This is a genomic window from Brevundimonas sp. (assembly GCF_046295595.1).
Taxonomy (GTDB): domain Bacteria; phylum Pseudomonadota; class Alphaproteobacteria; order Caulobacterales; family Caulobacteraceae; genus Brevundimonas.
The window spans coordinates 1-20,121 of the sequence record NZ_JBKBMX010000030.1 but is presented as its reverse complement, the minus strand read 5'-3'; the positions used below and the strand labels follow the sequence as shown (position 1 = coordinate 20,121).

The following is a 20,121-nucleotide window of genomic DNA, read 5'->3' as shown; positions in this document are numbered from 1 at the left end:
GCGGCCGCGGGCAGGGCGGCGAGGGCGGCGGCGTCGGGCCGCCGCGGCCAGCCGGCGAGGCGCTCGCGGGCGACGGCCCAGATCAGCAGGGCGGCGGGTTGACCCGCGGCGACGACATCGCCGTTGACGCCCGCGACCGGTGACGGTCCGCAGCCTTGCGGGCCGAGGGACGCGGCGAGGGCGGAGCCCAATCCGAGCAGCACGGTCCGCCGCTTCGTGGCCGTCATGAATCAGTCCCCGCCTGTTTGGGGCATCCTGCCGCGCCGGACCGCGCTTCGCCACCTCACAGCCAATTTACCCTTAACCCTTGTCCGGTTTTGCTCAGCGTGCTGCTTATGCCCCGCGCGTCAGGTGGGGCGCAGCAAATTTGGAGTGAGCCGTTGAGTAGAACGGATGGAGGGGACGCCGTCATGGCGCCGCCCGGGCCCCGGGCCCGGCGAGCGAGGGGAGACTCCGCATGAATATCGTGATCATCGCCGGTCTGGTCATCACCCTGCTGACGGGCGTGCCCGTTCTGTTGCAGATACTGAAGCATCACCCGAAAGGGTTGATCATCCTGTTCTTCGCCGAGATGTGGGAGCGCTTCTCCTACTACGGGATGCGCGGCATCCTGATCTTCTTCCTGACCCAGCATTTCCTGTTCGACGACGCCACGGCCAGCGCGACCTACGGCTCCTACACCTCGCTGGTCTATCTGCTGCCGCTGCTCGGCGGCATCATGGCCGACCGCTATATCGGCACCCGCAAGGCCATCGCCTTCGGCGCGGTGCTGCTGGTCGCCGGCCACGGCATGATGGCTTTCGAAGGCCGTCCCGCGACCGAGACCCTGAGCTATGCCGGCGCCCAGTATGAGGTCGTCAGCGAAGGCCGCGGCGCCGCCCGCGAAGTCGGCATCGTGGTCGACGGCCAGCGCTATGAATTCGGTCCGGCCGAGAACGGCGGCCTGGCCCTGACCGACCTGCCCGCCGGGGCGGCCTTGCCGGCCGTGCTCGACCCGGGCTCCTATACGATGACCGCCACGCGTGACATGGCCGGGGTCAATGTCTTCTACCTCGCCATCTCGCTGATCATCATGGGGGTCGGCTTCCTGAAGCCGAACATCTCGACGATCGTCGGCCAGCTATATCAACAGGGTGATCCGCGCCGGGATTCCGGCTTCACCCTGTACTATTACGGCATCAATCTGGGGGCCTTCTGGGCCGCGGTGCTGTGCGGACTGCTGGGTCAGACCGTAGGCTGGTGGGCCGGGTTCGGCCTCGCCGGCGTCGGCATGGCGCTGGGCCTCGTGGTCTTCGTGCTGGGCAAGCCCCTGCTGCAGGGCAATGGCGAGCCCCCCAACCCGGAGCTGATCAAGCGACCGCTGCTGGGGCCGATCAATCGTGAATGGCTGATCTATATCGCCGCTGTTCTCGGCGTCGGCGTCGTCTGGTTCATGGTCCAGCGCAACGCCCTCGTCGGCACCGTGCTGGGGATTTCGACGCTCCTGTCGCTGGCCTTCATCGCCTGGATCATCGCCTTCGTCTGCAAGACCTGGGTTGAGCGCCAGCGGATGATGCTGGCGGTCGTGCTGATCTTCGGCGCGGTGGTCTTCTTCACCCTGTTCGAACAGGCCGGCACCTCGCTGAACCTGTTCGCGGACCGCAACGTCGACCTGACCATCACCCCGGTGGCGATGCAGTTCCTCGGCATCACCATCGGCACCCCGGCCCAGCTGGCGGCGGCGGGCATCACGCCCACAGGCTTCTGGATCGACGCCACCATTACGGCGGCCCAGGTGCAGTCGTTCAACGCCGGCTTCATCCTCATCTTCGCGCCGATCTTCGCGGCGATGTGGGCCTTCCTCGCCAGCAAGAAGCTGGATCCGAACCCGACGATGAAGTTCGGTCTCGGCCTGCTCCAGGTCGGCCTCGGCTTCCTCGTCGTGGTCTGGGCCGCCGGCTCGGGCATGGTCGACAGCGCCTTCCAGATGCCGCTGATCATACTGGCCCTGCTGTACATGCTGCACACGACGGGTGAGCTGTTCCTGTCGCCGGTGGGCCTGTCGGAGATCACCAAACTGTCGCTGCCCTCGGTGGTCAGCTTCATGATGGCGGTGTGGTTCCTGGCCAGCTCGATCGCCCAGTTCGTCGGCGGCCGGATCGCCGGCCTGATGGGCACGGAGACGGTCGGCGGGCAAGTGCTGGATCCGCAGGGTGCGCTCGCCACCTCGCTGGACGGCTTCGGCAAGCTGGGCTGGTGGGGCGTCGGCATCGGCGTCGCCTTCATCCTGATCAGCTTCCTGATCAAGGGCTGGTCGCACGGAGCCAATGACGCTGGAAACCACCCGGGACCGAGCGTCACGGATCGCGGCCAGGAGGACGGCAACGTCGCCCGCCCGGCGGACAGCACCCCGGCCTGATCCGGCGGTGGACCCAGTGAAGAAGGGCGGAGCCTCGCGGCTCCGCCCTTTTTTCTTGCCCGATCCCCGACGCTCAGGCGCGCGAGTAGCGCATCTCTCCCTCGTCGCTCTTCCGTGTCTTCGAATTCCCCCTCCCGGCGTCTTCGAATTCCCTGCGTCCGGTCAGAAATTCTTGCGCAGTTGCACGAACAGCCACGGGCTCATCTTCGTGCGGCGCACCTCGCGATAGGCCAGCGGGGAGACGTCGCGCGGGCCGGCGTAGATGTCGCGATCGTAGCCGCTCTCACGGTCGGTGGCGTTGCCGAGGTCGACCCGGATGGTGGTGTCCGAGGTCGGCTTCCACTGGCCGTACAGGGTGACGAAGGGGGCGTTGTGGAAGGCGCGGACTTCGCGGACGCGGAAGGCGCGGCCCTTGTCGACATTGCAGCCGTGGTCGAAGCCGTACGAATATTTCCCGCCCTGCAGGTCGTGGTTGAAGTTGACGCCGCAGCCGAAGGCCTGGTTGCCCTGGAAGCGGCGGGTCTCGCCGGTCAGGGGGTCGGTCACCTCGGTGCTGACCCAGCTGGCGCGGGTCTGCAGTCGGGCGTTGGGGACGCCCAGCCTGTCCATCGGCAGGGTCAGGCGGACCTGGTATTGGTCGAACGAGCCGTCGCCGATGTTGCCGACGCCGTCGAAGCCGCCGGTCAGGGGGATCAGGTCGACGACATCCTCGACCTCGCCATGCTGGGCCGACAGCTCCAGCACGCCCTCGCCCCAGAAGCGGCGCTCGTAGACGGCTTCCAGCAGGGTCGTCTTGTCGGGTTCGAGATCCGGGTTGCCGCCCTCGACCTGGCCGATGTCGATATCGGCCGAGGCCACGAAATCATCAAAGTCGAGCTGCCCGACCTGCCGTTCGGCGCGGAAGCGGAACTGGTGGCCGGTCCAAGGCGTCCAGGTCATTTGCAGACGCGGCTTGGGATAGACGAAGGATTTGGTCTGGTCGCTGTCGCCCGACTGGCTGATCTCGGAGACCTCGACGCGCAGGCCGGCCTCGAGGGTCAGTTTCGCGTCGGGCCGCCAGGTGGCCTGTCCGAAGGCCTCGCCGCGCAGTTCCTCGACCTTGACCGAGGCCGAGGGCAGGGGAATGGCGACGCCGTTCTCTTCATAGGCGGTGGCGCTGTCGAGGATGTTGTAAGCGACCTCGGCGCCGCTCTCGAAGGCCCAGCGGTCGTTGGGGCGGAAGCGCAGCACCGCGCGGCCGATGGTTTCGCCGGCGGTGGCGTCCGAGGTGAAGGTCGAGGTGTCGCCGCCGCCTTCCGACACGCCGGTATAGTCCTCGGACGACCAGCGCTGCAGGCCGACCAGTTCGACGGCGGTGCGGGCCGAGAGGTCCCGGGTCCAGGTCACGCCCAGTTCGCCCTCAAGCGAGTCCGATTCCTCGTCGTTGAAGCTGTCGATCCCGGCGCCCGAGCGGATCAGCAGATCCTGGGTGTTCTCGCGGCCGAACCAGCTGGCCAGTGCGTTGGCGCGCAGGCGACCGCCGGCGAACGGACGCTGGACGGCGCCGGTGGCGCGGACGTTGCGGAACCGGTCCCAGAGGATCAGATCGGCGTCCTGGATCAGGGCCCCGGAGGGGTCGTAGCGGCGGCGGTAGCCCTCGCCGGTGCCGTCGGTGCGATCGGTCGTTGCGCTGATCGAACCCTCGATCGAATTGTCGCCCTCCCGCCGCGAATATTCGCCGGCGAGGATCGGGCCGACATAGCCGTCGGGATAGAGGTAGCTGTTGAACTCCAGCACCCGCTCGACGGTGACGGTGCGGCGCAGGACCACGTTGGCGATGACCGGGAGGCCCTGCATGTCGATGCCCGGCGCGCCGCCGCGGATCAGCTCGATGCGCTCGACGCTGGCGGCCGAAATGCGGCGCAGCACCTGGTCGAGGCCGTCGCTCTTGGACGAGGGACGGTCGCCGTCGATCAGCACATTGCCGGCCGCGCCGGCGAAGCCCCGGGTGTCGGTGTCGCCAGTGTCGAGGCCGAAGCCGGGCAGGCGGGAGATCATGTCCAGCGCGGTATTGGGCCGCGAGTCGGCGAAGAAGGCCGGCTCGAACACCAGCACGCCGCGCTGGGCCGCGTCGACGGCGGGCGCCGACTGGACGGGCCCGGTCGGGACCGGCACCTGGGCGACGCTGTCCGGGTTCGGAGAGGTCTGCGCCGCGACCGGAACGGCCAGCAGTGAGACGGCGGCGGTCGCCAGCCAGATGGTCTTTGTCATAGGTCCTCTCCCAATCGCCGGGACCGTGCCCATGGAGGGAGCCGGCCTCCAGTTACAAGCCGGACAGGTGGATTAATTCGCCGACAGGCTTGCGGCGACGCGATGTCGGCGCGAGCCGGCCGTCGTGCCCCGGAAGCCGGTCAGGCGGGGGCTTTCGACCAAAGTCGCTCTCTCCAAGCCTGCGGCGTGCTGACACAGTTGCGGCGATCGTCGCACGGGCGACGCATGCGCAGAACAGCCGAAAACGGCGAGCTTGGGAGGCTTACAATGACAGACAGCGCCATCGGCGCCCCGGTCGAACCGGACCACACGATCGACAAGAACGACAGGCTCGTCATCCTCGCCTCATCCGTCGGAACGGTGATCGAGTGGTACGATTTCTATCTGTACGGTTCGCTCGCGGCGATCATTACGGCCCAGTTCTTCTCGGGCGTGAATGAGACGACGGGCTATATCTTCGCCCTGATGGCCTTCGCGGCCGGCTTCGCGGTGCGTCCGTTCGGGGCCGTCTTCTTCGGCCGGCTGGGCGACCTGTGGGGGCGCAAGAACACCTTCCTCGTGACCATGATGCTGATGGGCATTTCGACCTTCGTGGTCGGTCTGCTGCCGTCCTATGCAGCCATCGGCATCGCGGCGCCGATCATCCTCGTCGCCATGCGCCTGATCCAGGGCCTGGCCCTGGGCGGTGAGTACGGCGGCGCGGCCACCTACGTCGCCGAACACGCGCCGCGCGGCAAGCGCGGCTTCTACACCTCCTTCATCCAGATCACCGCGACGGCCGGCCTCGTGCTCAGCCTGCTGGTGATCCTCGGCGTCCGCCTCGCCGTCGGCGAGGAGAATTTCGTCGAATGGGGTTGGAGGATTCCGTTCCTCGTCTCGATCCTGCTTCTCGGCGTGTCGCTGTGGATCCGTCTGAAGCTGGCCGAGAGCCCGTCGTTCAAACAGATGAAGGCCGAGGGCAAGTCGTCGCCCACGCCGCTGAAGGACTCCTTCCTCAAATGGCCGAACCTGAAGCTGGTGATCATCGCCCTGGTGGGTCTGACCGCCGGCCAGGCGGTGATCTGGTACACCGGCCAGTTCTACGCCCTGTTCTTCCTCGAGCGGGTGATGAAGGTCGATGCGACACTGGTCTATATCCTGCTGGCCATCGCCCTGATCGGGGCCTCGCCCTTCTTCGTGTTCTGGGGCTGGCTGTCGGACAAGGTGGGTCGCAAGCCCATCATCCTGGCGGGCTGCCTGATCGCGGCCCTGACCTACTTCCCGCTGTTCCAGGCCCTGACCCACGCCGCCAACCCGGCGCTGGCCCAGGCGACGGAATCGCAGCCTGTGACCATCTACGCCGATCCGGCCGACTGCAATCTGCAGTTCGACCCGGTGGGCAAGACGGTGTTCAACCAGTCCTGCGACCTGGCCAAATCCTATGTCGCCAAGGCGGGCATCAACTACACCAACGTCGCGGCCCCGGCCGGGACGGTGGCCGAGGTCCGCATCGGCGACAGCGCGGTCATTCCCAGCTTCCGCGGGGAGGCCATGCCGGCCGCCGAGTTCGCCGCCGAGCGCAAGACGTGGGAAACCGGTCTGGGTGAAGCCCTGACGGCCGCCGGCTATCCGGCCAAGGCCGACAGCGATCAGGTCAACAAGCCGGTGGTGGTGCTGATCCTGTTCATCCTCGGCTTCTATGTGACCATGGTCTACGGCCCGATCGCCGCGGCCCTGGTCGAAATGTTCCCGACCAACATCCGCTACACCTCCATGTCGCTGCCCTATCACATCGGCAACGGCTGGTTCGGCGGCTTCCTCCCGACCACCGCCTTCGCCATGGTCGCGGCCACGGGCAACATCTTCTACGGCCTCTGGTATCCCATCGTGGTGGCGCTCGCGACCGTCGTGCTGGGCTTCCTGCTGGTCAAGGAAGGCAAGGACGTCGACCTCAACGCCTGATCCTGCTTTCGGGTTGAGAGAGGGAGGGGCGGGGCGACCGGAAACGGTCGGCCCGCCTTTTTCTTGTCCCCGGCTTTTTTGGCCCCTGTCTTTTTCTTGCGGGAGTCCCGACGGACCGATCTAGATGAGGGATATGTTCGCGCCGCTCATCCTGACGCTGGTCGCCGCCTATATGGCGTTGCTGTTCGCCGTGGCGTGGCGCAGCGAACGCCTCGGCCACCGGCCGCACAGTCCGCGGCTGGGCCCCTGGGCCTATGCCCTGAGCCTGGCCATCTACTGCACCTCCTGGACCTACTATGGCGCGGTCGGGACGGCGTCGCGCGACGGCTGGGACTATCTGCCGATCTATCTGGGACCGGCGATTGGCCTGGTCATACTGTTCCCCCTGTGGCGACGGATCGCCGCCGCCGCCAAGCGCGAGAACATCGGCTCGATCGCCGACTTCATCTCGTCGCGCTACGGCAAGAGCCCGTCGCTGGGCGCCCTGGTGGCCTGCGTCGCCATCGTCGGGTCGCTGCCCTACATCGCCCTGCAGCTGACCTCGCTGTCGATGGCGTGGCAACTGGTCACGGCCGGGACCCCGGTGGCCGGGTCAGAGGGCCTGACGGTCGCGGTAATGGCCGTGGTGCTGGCCGGCTTCACCATCCTGTTCGGGGCGCGCCGGCCGGACCTGACCGAGCACAACCGCGGCCTGATCCGGGCGGTGGCGCTGGAGTCGGTGATCAAGCTGGCGGCGTTGATCGCCGTCGCGGTGTTCGCCGGGGCCCTGCTGCTGGACCTGCCGGACCGGGGCGCGGTGGCGACGGCGCTGGGCGATCTCGCCGCCCCGCCGGTGGTCGACGCCCGCTTCATCGCCATCACCCTGCTGTCGACCCTGGCCATCTTCTGCCTGCCGCGACAGTTCCATGTCGGCTTCGTCGAGGCGGTGGGGCCCGCCGACATCCGCAAGGCCCGCTGGGCCTTCCCGACCTATCTGCTGCTGACCAGCCTGGCCGTCCTGCCGATCGTCGCCGCCGGGCGGCTGTTCGCCGATGTCGGCGACCCCGACCAGTTCGTGTTGGGCCTGCCGTTCCAGCAGGGGGCGCGGGTCCTGACCGCGGTCGTCTTCGTCGGCGGCTTTTCGGCGGCGACGGCGATGGTCATCGTCGAGACCGTGGCGCTGTCGGCCATGGCTTCCAACAGCCTGATCCTGCCGCTGCTGGCGCGCGACCGGTGGCGCGCGCGCGAGGGCGCCTCGGACATGGCCGACGCCATCCTGCAGGTCCGCCGCATCGTCATCTGCGTCATCCTGTTTCTGGCCTGGCTGTATTTTCAGGCCATCGACCGGTCGTCCGGCCTCGCCTCGATCGGCCTGACGTCGTTCGCCGCCCTGGCCCAGCTGGCCCCGGCGTTGTTCGGAGCGGTGCTCTGGCGCGGGGGGCACGCAACGGGAGCCTTCGCCGGCCTGGTGGTCGGCTCGGTCATCTGGCTGGTCTTCCTCGCCCTGCCGCAGATGGGAGCCGCGCTCGGCGTGGGGCTGATCACCCCGTTCGGTCTGGCGGATCCCCTGCCGGTCGGCGTCCTGCTCAGCCTCGCCGCCAACACCCTGACCTTCGTGCTGATCTCGCGCGCCGTGCGCCCGCGGCTGATCGACCGGGTCCAGGCGCGGGCCTTCGTCGATCGCATCAGCCCGGATTGGCGCGAGCAGAGCACGGCGCCCTCGGGGGCGTCGATCGGTGATCTGCGCACCCTTGTGGCGCGGTTCGTCGGCGACGCCGGCGCCGACCGCGCCTTCGCCGCCTTCGCCCGGGAAACCAATCAAGTGTTCCGCGACAGCGATCCGGCCGACGCGGGTCTGGCGCGGGCCGCCGAGCGGATGCTGGCCGGCGCCGTTGGCGCGTCCTCCGCCCGCCGCGTGATCTCCGCCGCCCTCGCCGGCGGCGGGCGCGCGCCGGAGGACGTCGTGCGCATGCTCGACGAGGCCTCGCAGGCGGTCCAGTTCAACCGCGAACTGCTGCAGGCGACGCTCGACAATATCGACCAGGGGGTCAGCGTGGTCGACGAGGACCTGCGGCTGATCGCCTGGAACGCCCGCTACGTCGACCTGTTCGACCTGCCGGCGGGGTTCGTCCATGTCGGCCAGCCCGTCGCCGCCGTCTATCGTCTCAACGCCGAGCGCGGCGAGGTCGAGACGGCCGACATGGAGGCCTGGGTCGAGCGCCGGCTCGACGCCCTGCGTCGCCGCGAGCCGCACGACCACGAGCGGGCCCAGCCGAACGGGCGCATCCTCAAGTCGACCGGGGCACCGATGTCGGGCGGCGGCTATGTCACCTCCTATACCGACATCACCGAACTGCGCCGCGCCGCCCAGGCGCTGGAAGAGGCCAATGAGCTGCTCGAGGCGCGCGTCGCTGACCGCACCGAGCGCCTGAACGAGGCGCGTCAGACCGCCGAGGCGGCGGTCGCGTCCAAGACGCGTTTTCTCGCCGCGGCCAGCCACGACCTGCTGCAGCCGCTGCACGCCGCGCGGCTGTTCATCGCCGCGCTGAAGGACGAGCCGGACGGGGCGGCCCGTTCGGGCGCGCGGCTGCTGGCCGAGAACGCCGACCGGTCGATCGAGAGCGCCCATGGCCTGTTGAAGGCGCTGCTCAACCTGTCGCGGCTGGAGGCCGGCGGGGTCCGGCCCACGGTCGCCCCGCTGTCGGTCGAGGCCCTGTTCGGCGACCTGCGCCGGGAATTCACGCCGATCGCGGAGGCCAAGGGTCTGACCCTGACCATCGCGCCATCGCGATTCTGGGTGGCCTCGGACCGGGACCTGCTGCGTTCCCTGCTGCAGAACCTGATCGGCAACGCGATCCGCTACACCGATCGCGGCGGGGTGCTGGTCGGGGCGCGCCGGGCGGGCGGCATGATCCGGTTCGAGATCCATGACACCGGCCGGGGCGTGGCGCCCGAGCAGCAGGATCTGATCTTCACCGAATTCACCCGCCTGCCGGCGCGGGGCGGCGACGAGCCGGGGGTGGGGCTGGGGCTGGCCATCGTGCGGCGGGTCGCCGAGCTGCTGGGACATCCGCTGGAGCTGAAATCGACGCCCGGGCGCGGCACGACCTTCGCGGTCTCCGCGCCCCGGGCCGAGGCGACGCGGCCGTCGGCGGACCCCGGTGCAAGCCCGACTCCGCCCGGAACCGGTCTGAGCGGCCTGCGGGTGCTGTGCGTCGACAATGAACCGGCTATTCTCGAGGCGCTGACCGCCCTGCTGGGCCGATGGGGGATGACGCCGATCACAGCGCCGGACGCGGCGACGGCCCTCGCCCTGGCCGGGCCGTTCGACGCGGCCCTCGTCGATCTGCATCTCGGCGACGGATCCGACGGGCTGTCGCTCGTCGCCGATCTGCGGGCTCGGGGCGTGGGCCATATCGCCCTGATCACCGCCGACGCCGACGAGACCGTGCCCGCCCGCGCCGCCGCGGCGGGGGCCGCCCTGATGTCGAAGCCGGTCAAGCCGGCGGCGCTGAAGGCCTTCCTGTCCGCCCGTCGTCGCGGCTGAGGCGAGCGGTCAGGCCCCGACCGACAGGGCGCGGGCGGCGATCACCGCCTGGGTGCGATTCTGCACGCCCAGCTTGCGAAAGACGCCGGTCAGATGCGCCTTGATCGTCGCCTCGGTGACGCCGAGGTCGAAGGCGATCTGCTTGTTCAGCCGCCCCTCCTGCAGGCCGATCAGAATGCGCAGCTGCGACGGCGTCAGGCTGGCGATGCGGGCTTCCATCGGTTCGGCCGCCCCGGCTTCGGCGGTAGCCGGGGCCCAGTTGTCGCCGGCCCGGATGGTTTCCAGCGCCTCGATCATCTCGGCCAGGGTGGCCGATTTGGGGATGAAGCCGGCGGCGCCGAAGGCCAGGGCCCGGGCGATGGTCGCCGCGTCCTCACTGGCCGACACCACGACCACCGGGACGGTCGGATAGTCGCTGCGGACCCCGGCCAGGCCGGCGAAGCCCTCGCTGTCGGACAGTCTCAGGTCGAGCAGCAGCAGATCGACGGGGCCCCGGGCGAGGGCCTCGCGCGCGCCGGCGAGGCTGGGCGTCTCCTCGACCATGGCGCCGGGCGCGGCCCGGGCCAGGGCCGAGCCCAAGGCCGCCCGGAACAGCGGATGATCATCGGCGACGATGATGCGATCCATGCGACGCTTCCCTCCCTGACGTCCGTCGACCCGGCGCAATCCTGGCGATGCGCCACTGTGCCACCCCTCGACTTTGGTCGAAAGTAGACCATTGGCTAATGGTCCCAAAGGGCCAAGGTCCGGGAGAGTGGCCTCGGAGGATCGCATCAGACGAACCCGGGAGGACACCATGATCAGAATGACCCTGATGAGCGGCGCCGCCGCCGTCGCCCTGCTGGCCGCGCCCGGCATGGCCGCGGCCCAGGACACGGCCGCGCTCGAGGCGCGAATCGCCCTGCTGGAGGCCCAGCTGGCGGCGCTGAAGAGCGAGGTCGTGGCCTCGCGCGACCAGCAGACGGCCCAGCAGCAGGCTGTGGCCCAGGACATCATCCGTATCGAGCAGCGCGCGGCCGCGGCCCCGCCGGCCCCGCCCGCCGCCCCGGCCGACGGCTTCCGCATGGGCAATAATCTGGTCAAGTTCGGCGGCTTCGTGAAGGCGGACTTCATTGCTTCCGACTACGACGGCGGGGATCCGGCCAACGGTGATCTGCTGCGCGACTTCTATCTGCCGGGGTCGATCCCGGTCGGCGGGGCGGACGAGAGCACGGCGACAGATTTCAACGCCCGCCAGACCCGTTTCTGGCTGACCACCGAGGGGCTGCTGGGCGGCCGCAAGGTCGGCACCCGGCTTGAGATGGACTTCCAGGTCCTGCCCGGCGCCGGCGACCAGCGCACCACCAGCCCGGCGAACCTGTCCCTCCGCCGGGCCTATGTCACCGTCGACAACTGGCTGTTCGGTCAGGAGTGGACCAATTTCCAGAACCTGGCCGTCCTGCCTGATACGGCGGACTATATCGGCTCCAGCGAGGGCACGGTCTTCGCCCGTCAGGTCCAGGTGCGTTATACGAAGGGTCCGTTCTCGATTTCGGTCGAGAATCCGGAGACGACGGTGACGCCCTACCTCGGGGCGACGCGGATCATCGCCGACGACAGCAGCCTGCCCGATCTGACGGCCCGTTACGCCTTCACCGGGACGTGGGGCGAGGCCTCGCTGGCCGGCATCGTGCGCCAGTTGTCCTATGAGACCACCGGCGTCGGCGCCATCGACTCCTCGACCCTCGGCTGGGGCCTGTCGGCGGCGGCCAAGATCAAGGTCGGCGAACGCGACGACCTGCGCCTGATGCTGTCGGGCGGCGAGGGCATCGGCCGCTACATCGGCCTCAACTTCGCCAATGACGCGGTGCTGGACGCCACGGGCGAGCTGGAGGCGATCGGCGTGGTCGCCGGCCTGGTCAGCTACCGCCATATCTGGACGCCGCAGTGGCGTTCGAACCTGACCTGGTCGGCGCAGAACGTCGACAACGACCTGACGCTGATCGGCGCCGCGACCAACAAGTCGGCCCAGAGCCTGCGCGGCAACCTGATCTGGACGCCGCTGCCGGCGCTGGATCTCGGGGCCGAGCTGATGGTCGGCGAGCGCGAGCTGGAGTCCGGCGTCTCGGGCGAAATGACCCGACTGCAGGTTTTTGCTAAGTACGGTTTCTAGTCCCGAAGGCCCGATACGATTTGACCCACGATACAGACGTCTATCCCGTTCCGTCCGAATGGGCGCAGCGCCCCCGTATGACCGCCGCCGGCTATGCGGCGGCGCGGGCGGCGGCGCGGGCGGGGCCTGAGGCCTTCTGGGGCGAGCAGGCGCGGCGGCTGGACTGGTTCACGCCGCCGTCGCAGATCAAGGATGTGTCGTTCGACAAGGCCGACTTCCGCATCCGCTGGTTCGGCGACGGGGTGCTGAACGTCGCGCACAACTGCCTCGACCGGCATCTGGCCGAACGCGGCGACGAGACGGCGATCATCTGGGAGGGCGACGAGCCCGATCAGTCGGGCAAGTTGACCTATCGCCAGCTGCACGCCGAAGTCTGCCGCATGGCCAATGTGCTGAAGGGCCTGGGCGTGGTGAAGGGCGACCGGGTCACCCTGTATCTGCCGATGATCCCGGCGGCGGCGGTGGCCATGCTGGCCTGCGCCCGCATCGGCGCGGTGCATTCGGTGGTCTTCGGCGGCTTCTCGCCCGACAGCCTGTGCGGGCGGATCGAGGACTGCGGCTCGCGCTTCGTCATCACCGCCGACGAGGGTCTGCGCGGCGGCAAGCGCATTCCGCTCAAGGCCAATGTCGATGCGGCGCTGGACAAGCTGCCGGCCGGCGCCGTCGACAAGGTGCTGGTCGTCTCGCACACCAACGCCGACATCCCGATCGTCGAGGGCCGCGACGTCCGCTACGGCGAGGCCAAGCACGGCGTCAGCGACGACTGCCCGTGCGAGCCGATGAACGCCGAGGACCCGCTGTTCATCCTCTACACCTCGGGCTCGACGGGGAAGCCCAAGGGGGTGCTGCACACCACCGGCGGCTATCTGTTCTGGGCGGCGTGGACGCACGAGCTGGTGTTCGACTACCGGCCGGGCGAGGTGTTCTGGTGCACCGCCGACGTCGGCTGGGTCACCGGCCACAGCTATTGCGTCTATGGCCCGCTGGCCAATGGCGCGACCACGCTGATGTTCGAGGGCGTGCCCAACTATCCCGACCACAGCCGCTTCTGGCAGGTGGTCGACAAGCATCAGGTGGAAATCTTCTACACCGCGCCGACGGCGCTGCGGGCGCTGATGCGCGAGGGCGACGGGCCGGTCAAGGCGACGTCGCGCAAGTCCCTGCGCCTGCTGGGCAGCGTCGGCGAGCCGATCAATCCCGAGGCCTGGCGCTGGTATCACGAGGTCGTCGGCGAGGGCCGCTGCCCGATCGTCGACACCTGGTGGCAGACCGAGACAGGGGGCATCCTGGTGTCGCCGCTGCCGGGCGCGACCGACCTCAAGCCGGGCTCGGCGACGAAGCCGCTGCCGGGGGTGGAGCTGCAGCTGGTCGACGCCGAGGGCGAGGTGCTGGAGGGCGAGACCTCGGGCAATCTGGTCATCACCGACAGCTGGCCAGGGCAGATGCGCACCGTCTGGGGCGATCACCAGCGCTTCTTCGACACCTATTTCAGCGCCTATCCGGGCAAGTATTTCACCGGCGACGGCTGCCGCCGCGACGCCGACGGCTACTACTGGATCACCGGCCGGGTCGACGACGTGATCAATGTCTCGGGCCACCGGATGGGCACGGCCGAGGTCGAGAGCGCCCTGGTGCTGCACGAGGCGGTGGCCGAGGCGGCGGTGGTCGGCTTCCCGCACGACATCAAGGGCCAGGGCATCTACGCCTATGTGACGCTGAACGCCGGGGTCGAGCCCAGCGAAGCGCTGCGCAAGGCGCTGATCGACCAGGTCCGCCACGAGATCGGCCCGATCGCCGCGCCCGACGTGATCCAGTGGGCCCCCGGCCTGCCCAAGACCCGCTCGGGCAAGATCATGCGCCGCATCCTGCGCAAGATCGCCGAGAACGATGTCAGCGCCTTGGGCGACACCTCGACCCTCGCCGATCCGGCCGTGGTCGAGGACCTGGTGAAGAACCGGGCGGGGGCGCAGGGCTGAGCGGAACTGGAGCGGCCGGCGGGAATCGAACCCGCGACATTCAGCTTGGGAAGCTGACGTTCTACCTCTGAACTACGGCCGCGTCCGGGTCGCCGGACCGGGGCGGACCATAGCTTCGGCCCGGCAAAAGAAAAGGCCCGGCGCGCCGGCCGGGCCCCTACCTGTCAGCGGGATGGACTATGGCGCGACGTCGACGTCGACGCCGCGGGCCTCGAGGATGTCCTGCAGGCTGTCGTCTCCGGCGAGGTGGGCGGCGCCGACGGCGATGAAGACGGTTCCCGAGCCCTCCAGCAGGGTCTCGATCTGGTCGGCCCAGTTGGTGTTCCGGCGGACCAGCAGAGCCTGGTAGAGCGCCTCGCTGCTCTCGCGCATCGGCTGGACGGCTATGGTTTCGATGCCCGCGACGTCGCCGGCGGCCCAGGCCGCGACCAGCCGGTCCAGCTCGACCGTGGCGGTCTCGAAGTCTTCCAGCGTGCTGCGCAGGAAGGCCAACTGGTCCGCCTCGGGGAAGCCGGCGAGGATGCGGATCTGTTCGTCGATGGTCTCGAAGCCGGTGACCGTCTTCCCGGCCGCCTCGGCGCGGGCCTTGAGGATCAACTCAACCCCGGAGGTCGGATCGTAACCAGCCTTGGCCAGCGGCGCGACGGCCAGGGTGAGGGCGGCGAACCACGGACGGAAGGGATCCATCTGGGCCGCGTCGAGACCGATGGTCCGGGCCGCCGCATCAAGGGCGGCGACCTCGTCCGGGGTCAGCAGGCTGGACAGCGGGGTGGCCGGCGAGAGGGCGTGCTGCTGAACCAGGGGAACGACGGCGGCTTGGTCGTCGGGATTGGATATCTCCAGCACGACCTTGTCGGCGCTGTCGAAGGCGGCGTCGACGCGTTCCGTGCCCCAGCCGGTGGTCGGGCGCAGCAGGTGGACGGTCCCGAACAGATAGAGGGTCGAGTCCGCGTCCTTGACGACCCAGAGGGCGGGGCCCTGGCCCTCGGCCGGCGGAACGGCGCGGGCTTCGGCGGCGACCGGCGGCGTCGCCACCTGGGCGTGGACCGGCGAGATGACGGCGGCGGCGAGGCCGAGGCCGAGGGCGACGCCGAGCGTCATGCGGCCGAGCGTGGAGACGGTGGATTTGAGGCGCTTCTTGAAGGTCATGTCAGTTCCTTTGGGACAGGGAAGGGGTGAAAACGGAGGTCATTCGGCGTCGATGAAGATGGCTTCGATCGGTTGGTCGAAGACGCGGGCGATGCGGAAGGCGAGCGGCAGGGAGGGGTCGTAGCGGCCGGTCTCGAGGGCGTTGACGGTCTGGCGCGAGACGCCGAGCCGCTCGGCCAGATCGGCCTGGCTCCAGCTGCGCTCGGCGCGCAGCACCTTGAGGCGGTTGTTCATGCTCAGTCCCGCAGCCGCGTCAGCCACCACCAGGCCCAGACGACGGAATAGCCGGCCACCATCAGGACCATCATCCCGAAGGCGCCGGTCGCGGCGTAGGCGGCGGGATCGCTTCGCCCCCCGACGGCCGGAAAGGTCCATTCGGCCGACTGCGGTAGCGCGGCCATGATCAGGGCGACGCCGCCCAGGGCCATGCCGCCGCAGCCGCCCCAGAACCACGCGGCCTTGTGAGCCTCTCGCGCCGCTTCGTCGATGGCGCGCATCCAGGCGACGCTGATCACCATGGCTCCGGTCATGGAGACGACGGCGATGGCTCCGGACAACCAGACGACCGCGTGATCAGTGTTCACCGTGCCGTGCGCGCCGAGCCAGCCCGCCGCGATGCCGGCGACAAACACCACGACCGTGAAGATCGCCGCGCCGATCAGCGTTCGCAGCATCAGGCCTGTCAACTTCTTGCTCATGGAAAGCACCCCTGTCGATAAGACAAGCGTCTTTTACAATTGCGGGCGAGAATGTCAAGCGACCTTGTCTGCGTTTTTTTACGCGTCGGGCAGGCCCCCCGCACGATCGCCCGTCAGGACCAGTTCGGGGCGGGACAGGGCGCGCGGGGCGATCTCGACCGGCGGCAGGGCGGGCAGGTCCTTGCCCTCGTGGTCGACGTGCAGGTCCTCGAACCGTTTGGCCGAGACCATGACCTGGCTCTCCAGCGAACCGACGAACTGATTGTATTTGCCGACGGCGGTGTCCAGCGCCCGGCCGACCGCGGCGGCATGGCCGCCCATGACCGACAGGCGTTTGTAGAGCTCCTTGCCCAGTTTCGCGACCTCCTCGGCGTTGCGGGTCTGCTCCTCGGCGCGCCAGCCGTAGGCGACCGCCTTGCACAGGGCGAACAGGGTGGTCGGGGTGACGATGACGACGCGCGAGGCCATGGCCGTGGTCATCAGGTCCGGCTCGTGATCGAGGGCGGCGGCCAGGAAGGCGTCGCCGGGCACGAACATGGCGACGAAGTCGGGGCTGGGCTTGAACTGGTCCTGATAGGCCTTGGACGACAGCTGGCGCACATGGGTCTTCATGCTGGTCGCGGTGCGCAGCGAGGCGGCGCGGGCCTGGGCCTCCTCGTCGCCGTCGGTTTCGTCGCCGAAGGCCAGCGACACCTTGGCGTCGATCACGAACATGCCCCCGCCGGGCAGGCGGACGACGAAGTCGGGGCGCGACTGGCGGCCCTCGTCATTGGCGGCCGAGGACTGTTCCTCGAAGTCGAACCGGCCGGCCATGCCGGCGGCCTCGAGCACATTGCGGCAGGTCTGTTCGCCCCAGCGGCCGCGGCGGCCGGTGTTGCCCTTGAGCGCCTCGGTCAGGCGGCGGGCCTCGTCGCGGGTGGCGGTCGAGGCGGTCATCAACAGGGCCAGCTGTTCCTTGAGCCCGCCGGTCTCCTCGGAACGGACCTTTTCGAGCGCGGCGACGTGTTCCTGGAACTGTTTCAGGGTGTCGGCGACCGGCTTGAGCTGGGCCTCCATCCGCTGCTGCGACATCAGTTCGCGGTTGCGGAAAGTCTCGTCGGTGCGTTTGAGCAGTTCCTCGGCCACGGCGCCGGCCGACTGGGCGGCTTGCGCGCGCAGCAGTTCGGTGTTGGTCGCGGCCTGGTCCTCGAACAGCCGCATGCGGGCCTCGGTCTCGGCGTGGCGCTCGCGCAGCTCCCACGCCCGGGTCTCGGCGGCGCCGGCGCGGCGGCGCTCCATCAGGGCCCAGGCGAGGGCGAGGACGGCGACGACAGAGGCGGCGAGAAAGGCGACGAGCGAAGCGTTCATGCTCCGTTCCTTAGCGGGAGTCGCGGGGGGCCGCCATGGCGGGCGGAGGCGGGATAATATCCGGGTAAAACCCGAAAAACACCGTCCAGATAGTCCAGACCGTCCGGACCGTTCGCAGCATCCGCAGCCTTCATGTCTTCTACCCCTCCGACCACCGGTGGCCCTCCACGCCACAGGCTACACCCCGCCTGCGTCAGAATCGGACGTGTGCGTCCCCCACTCAGCCGTCTTCCTCCGGCTTGACCGGAGGAAGAGGTTGGGCCGGTCTGTGCCTCAGGGGTGGCCCGGCGAGCGCGCCCGCGCCATCTTCGACGCCGCACCGGATGGTCTGGCCCTCGGGTCAAGCCCGAGGGTGACGGCGGGGAGGGGAGGCCAGGCCTACGCCGGCCGGCGCTGGCGCAGGGCCTGGATGATGGTGCCGTCGTCGAGCCAGTCGAGCTCGCCGCCGACCGGCACGCCGCGGGCGAGGGAGGTGATCTCGACGCCCGTCCCGGCCAGCCGTTCGGCGATGTAGTGGGCGGTGGTCTGGCCGTCGACGGTGGCGGGCAGGGCAAGGACGACCTCTTTCGCCTCGCCGCCGCGCACCCGGCCGACCAGTTCGGCGACGCGCAGGGCGTCGGGGCCGACGCCGTCGAGCGCCGACAGCAGGCCGCCGAGCACATGGTATTTGCCGCGGAAGGCGCCGGAGCGTTCCATGGCCCACAGGGCGCCGGCCTCCTCGACGACGCAGATCAGGCCGTTGTCGCGGGCGCGGTCGGCGCAGATCGAGCAGGGATCGCGGGTGTCGGGCGCGCCGCAGACGCCGCACGAGACGACCTTGTCGGCGGTCTCCTGCAGGGAGGCGGCGAGGGGGACGAGGAGCTGTTCGCGCTTCTTCAGCAGGGCGAGGGCGGCGCGGCGGGCCGAACGCGGGCCGAGACCCGGCAGTTTGGCCAGCAGGCTGATCAGGCGTTCAATCTCGGGTCCGGCCGAGGCGGCCAAGTCAGAACAGCTTGGGCATGCCGGGGATGTTCATCCCGGCCATGGGGCCGGCGGCCTCGCGCATCAGGGCGCCGTTGGCCTCGTCCAGCTTGCGCTTGGCGTCGGCGTGGGCGGCGACGATCAGGTCGGCGAGGATTTCGGTCTCGCCCGGGACCATCAGGCTGTCGTCGATGGTGACCCGGGTCACTTCGCCGGGGCCTTTCAGCTCGATGGCGACGAGGCCGCCGCCGGAGCTGCCGGAGGCGAGGGTTTCAGCCATTTTGGCCTGGGCGTCCTGCAGCTTCTGCTGCATCGCCTGGGCCTGCTGCATGAGGGCGTTGAGGTCTTTCATGGGTCCTAGATAGGCCTTGCCGCCCGGGAGCGGCAAGGGCGGGCGCAAGCGTGGCCATAACGGTAACAGTTTTTGTGCCGAATGCCCTTGCGCCGGCCGGCGAGCCTCCTAATTAGCAATCAGTTCTGTTGCTAATACCGTTTTGGAGGGTTTCCCATGGCCTTTGACTCCACCCCCGTCCGCGACCGCCCGCTGTCCGACGCCGCCCTGGCCCAGTTGTTCACCGAGGCGCGCACGCGCAACGCCTGGTCGGACCGGCCGGTGTCGGAGGATCTGCTGCGCAAGCTGTACGACCTGACCAAATTCGGCCCGACGGCGGTCAACAACACCCCGGCGCGGTTCGTCTTCGTGACCTCGCCCGAGGCGAAGGCGCGGCTGGTCCCGCTGATGAGCGAGGGCAACCAGGCCAAGACGGCCCAGGCCCCGGTGACGGTGATCATCGGCCAGGACATCGAATTCCACGAACACCTGCCCAAGCTGTTCCCGCATGCGCCGGGGGCGAAGGACTGGTTCGCCGACGAGCCGGCGCGGCGCGAGTCGGCGTTCCGCAACGCCTCGCTGCAGGGCGGCTATTTCATGATCGCCGCGCGGGCGCTGGGGCTGGATGTCGGGCCGATGTCGGGCTTCGACCCCGAGGGCGTGAAGGCGGAGTTCTTCGCCGGCACGACGGTGGAGCCGAACTTCATCGTCAACCTCGGCTACGGCACCGACGAGAACCTGTTCCCGCGCTCGCCGCGGTTCACGTTCGAGGAGGCGGCGGAGATTCTGTAGGGGCGGGCCCCCTCCACCGCCGTTCCGGCGGTCCCCCTCCCCCTGCGGGGGAGGAATGGGTGCGCGTATTCCTCCCCCGCAGGGGGAGGGGGACCAGCCGAAGGCTGGTGGAGGGGGTCAGTCCTCGTCGCCCGCCTCGTCCGGGATGACCGGCAGCTCCACCGGCGCCGCCAGCGTCTTGATCTCGCCGATCTTCGCGCCGGGGAAGGCCTGCATGACGGCGACGATGAAGGGGTCGGCCTCGATGTCGGCGCGGACCTCGGCGCGCTTGCGGCGGTCGACCTCGATCATGGTCTCGCCGCCGCCCTGGCCGTTGGCGGCGATCAGCCAGGTGCGGCCGGTCCACTCCTTGAGCCGGGCGGCCAGCTTGCGGGCGAGGTCGATCGGCGCGCCCTCGAGGCTTTCGTAGGTGATGGCGCCCGGCTTGAAGGCGACCGGGCGGACGTAGCGTTGCACGTCCATCTGCAGCCCGACCTCGCGCTTGTCGCCGATCAGGGCGACGACCTGTTCGAATGACTGCGGGTCGGGCAGGGCGGGCGCGGCGACCGGGCGGGCGGCCAGCTGGGCGGACGCGCCGCCGCCGCCCCCGCCGCCGCCGGAC

15 protein-coding genes, 1 tRNA gene and 1 pseudogene are annotated in these 20,121 nt (G+C 69.3%); 6 read left to right on the top strand and 11 right to left on the bottom strand.

Annotated elements, in window-relative coordinates; genetic code table 11:
- A partial coding sequence (locus ACK4JY_RS14500) for a hypothetical protein (protein ID WP_409606817.1) occupies positions 1–227 on the bottom strand: 227 nt, incomplete at its 3' end.
- A gap of 230 nt (positions 228–457) precedes the next feature.
- Here ACK4JY_RS14500 and ACK4JY_RS14495 point away from each other — a divergent pair.
- Positions 458–2,398, top strand: a complete 1,941-nt coding sequence (locus tag ACK4JY_RS14495; RefSeq protein WP_409606816.1) for a peptide MFS transporter — start codon at positions 458–460, stop codon at positions 2,396–2,398.
- Between the two features lie 162 nt (positions 2,399–2,560).
- On the opposite strand, the gene ACK4JY_RS14490 is transcribed toward ACK4JY_RS14495, so the two are convergent.
- A complete protein-coding gene (locus ACK4JY_RS14490) occupies positions 2,561–4,648 on the bottom strand; it encodes a TonB-dependent receptor plug domain-containing protein (protein WP_409606815.1) in 2,088 nt (695 codons plus the stop codon).
- A 267-nt stretch (positions 4,649–4,915) separates the two neighbouring features.
- Here ACK4JY_RS14490 and ACK4JY_RS14485 point away from each other — a divergent pair, with 267 nt between their 5' ends.
- Positions 4,916–6,589, top strand: coding sequence for an MFS transporter (locus ACK4JY_RS14485; RefSeq protein ID WP_409606814.1), 1,674 nt, complete (start codon positions 4,916–4,918; stop codon positions 6,587–6,589).
- 133 nt (positions 6,590–6,722) lie between these two features.
- Positions 6,723–10,115 carry a PAS-domain containing protein gene (locus tag ACK4JY_RS14480; RefSeq protein ID WP_409606813.1) on the top strand — a complete coding sequence of 1,131 codons (3,393 nt, stop codon included), beginning with the start codon at positions 6,723–6,725 and terminating at the stop codon, positions 10,113–10,115.
- 9 nt (positions 10,116–10,124) lie between these two features.
- On the opposite strand, the gene ACK4JY_RS14475 is transcribed toward ACK4JY_RS14480, so the two are convergent.
- Positions 10,125–10,742, bottom strand: a complete 618-nt coding sequence (locus tag ACK4JY_RS14475; RefSeq protein WP_409606812.1) for a response regulator transcription factor — start codon at positions 10,740–10,742, stop codon at positions 10,125–10,127.
- A 169-nt stretch (positions 10,743–10,911) separates the two neighbouring features.
- Between ACK4JY_RS14475 and ACK4JY_RS14470 the strand changes: the two genes are divergently transcribed.
- Together ACK4JY_RS14470 and acs are read left to right on the top strand one after the other, a co-directional pair.
- Positions 10,912–12,267 carry a DcaP family trimeric outer membrane transporter gene (locus ACK4JY_RS14470; RefSeq protein WP_409606811.1) on the top strand — a complete coding sequence of 452 codons (1,356 nt, stop codon included), beginning with the start codon at positions 10,912–10,914 and terminating at the stop codon, positions 12,265–12,267.
- Positions 12,268–12,287: 20 nt separating this feature from the next.
- Positions 12,288–14,243, top strand: coding sequence for an acetate--CoA ligase (gene acs / locus ACK4JY_RS14465; protein ID WP_409606810.1), 1,956 nt, complete (start codon positions 12,288–12,290; stop codon positions 14,241–14,243).
- 7 nt (positions 14,244–14,250) lie between these two features.
- On the opposite strand, the gene ACK4JY_RS14460 is transcribed toward acs, so the two are convergent.
- The 7 genes from ACK4JY_RS14460 to ACK4JY_RS14430 all read right to left on the bottom strand — a co-directional run bounded on the left by ACK4JY_RS14460 (position 14,251) and on the right by ACK4JY_RS14430 (position 18,749).
- Positions 14,251–14,325: transfer RNA gene (locus ACK4JY_RS14460), tRNA-Gly, on the bottom strand.
- A 95-nt stretch (positions 14,326–14,420) separates the two neighbouring features.
- Positions 14,421–15,392, bottom strand: coding sequence for a TraB/GumN family protein (locus ACK4JY_RS14455; RefSeq protein ID WP_409606809.1), 972 nt, complete (start codon positions 15,390–15,392; stop codon positions 14,421–14,423).
- A 39-nt stretch (positions 15,393–15,431) separates the two neighbouring features.
- Positions 15,432–15,626 (bottom strand): helix-turn-helix transcriptional regulator, encoded by a 195-nt coding sequence (locus tag ACK4JY_RS14450; protein WP_409606808.1) that lies wholly within the window; start codon positions 15,624–15,626, stop codon positions 15,432–15,434.
- A 2-nt stretch (positions 15,627–15,628) separates the two neighbouring features.
- Positions 15,629–16,090: a hypothetical protein gene (locus ACK4JY_RS14445; RefSeq protein WP_409606807.1), complete on the bottom strand. Its 462-nt coding sequence runs from the start codon at positions 16,088–16,090 to the stop codon at positions 15,629–15,631.
- Between the two features lie 78 nt (positions 16,091–16,168).
- A complete protein-coding gene (rmuC, locus tag ACK4JY_RS14440; RefSeq protein ID WP_409606806.1) occupies positions 16,169–17,437 on the bottom strand; it encodes a DNA recombination protein RmuC in 1,269 nt (422 codons plus the stop codon).
- 378 nt (positions 17,438–17,815) lie between these two features.
- Positions 17,816–18,418 carry a recombination mediator RecR gene (gene recR / locus ACK4JY_RS14435; RefSeq protein ID WP_409606805.1) on the bottom strand — a complete coding sequence of 201 codons (603 nt, stop codon included), beginning with the start codon at positions 18,416–18,418 and terminating at the stop codon, positions 17,816–17,818.
- A gap of 1 nt (position 18,419) precedes the next feature.
- Complete coding sequence (locus ACK4JY_RS14430) at positions 18,420–18,749, bottom strand: YbaB/EbfC family nucleoid-associated protein (protein ID WP_409606804.1); 330 nt, start codon at positions 18,747–18,749, stop codon at positions 18,420–18,422.
- Positions 18,750–18,905: 156 nt separating this feature from the next.
- Here ACK4JY_RS14430 and ACK4JY_RS14425 point away from each other — a divergent pair, with 156 nt between their 5' ends.
- On the top strand, positions 18,906–19,520 hold the full coding sequence (locus tag ACK4JY_RS14425; protein ID WP_409606803.1) for a malonic semialdehyde reductase: 615 nt from the start codon (positions 18,906–18,908) through the stop codon (positions 19,518–19,520).
- Positions 19,521–19,637: 117 nt separating this feature from the next.
- Here the strand turns inward: ACK4JY_RS14425 and ACK4JY_RS14420 are convergent.
- Positions 19,638–20,121, bottom strand: a pseudogene (locus ACK4JY_RS14420) (DNA polymerase III subunit gamma/tau); the annotation flags it as partial.

Coding starts and splice junctions, on each gene's coding strand:
- ACK4JY_RS14470 (WP_409606811.1), top strand. CDS start 10,912: ATGATCAGAATGACCCTGATGAGCGGCGCCGCCGCCGTCGCCCTGCTG.
- ACK4JY_RS14490 (WP_409606815.1), bottom strand. CDS start 4,648: ATGACAAAGACCATCTGGCTGGCGACCGCCGCCGTCTCACTGCTGGCC.
- ACK4JY_RS14480 (WP_409606813.1), top strand. CDS start 6,723: ATGTTCGCGCCGCTCATCCTGACGCTGGTCGCCGCCTATATGGCGTTG.
- rmuC (WP_409606806.1), bottom strand. CDS start 17,437: ATGAACGCTTCGCTCGTCGCCTTTCTCGCCGCCTCTGTCGTCGCCGTC.
- ACK4JY_RS14495 (WP_409606816.1), top strand. CDS start 458: ATGAATATCGTGATCATCGCCGGTCTGGTCATCACCCTGCTGACGGGC.
- ACK4JY_RS14450 (WP_409606808.1), bottom strand. CDS start 15,626: ATGAACAACCGCCTCAAGGTGCTGCGCGCCGAGCGCAGCTGGAGCCAG.
- ACK4JY_RS14455 (WP_409606809.1), bottom strand. CDS start 15,392: ATGACCTTCAAGAAGCGCCTCAAATCCACCGTCTCCACGCTCGGCCGC.
- ACK4JY_RS14430 (WP_409606804.1), bottom strand. CDS start 18,749: ATGAAAGACCTCAACGCCCTCATGCAGCAGGCCCAGGCGATGCAGCAG.
- ACK4JY_RS14485 (WP_409606814.1), top strand. CDS start 4,916: ATGACAGACAGCGCCATCGGCGCCCCGGTCGAACCGGACCACACGATC.
- ACK4JY_RS14425 (WP_409606803.1), top strand. CDS start 18,906: ATGGCCTTTGACTCCACCCCCGTCCGCGACCGCCCGCTGTCCGACGCC.
- ACK4JY_RS14445 (WP_409606807.1), bottom strand. CDS start 16,090: ATGAGCAAGAAGTTGACAGGCCTGATGCTGCGAACGCTGATCGGCGCG.
- ACK4JY_RS14475 (WP_409606812.1), bottom strand. CDS start 10,742: ATGGATCGCATCATCGTCGCCGATGATCATCCGCTGTTCCGGGCGGCC.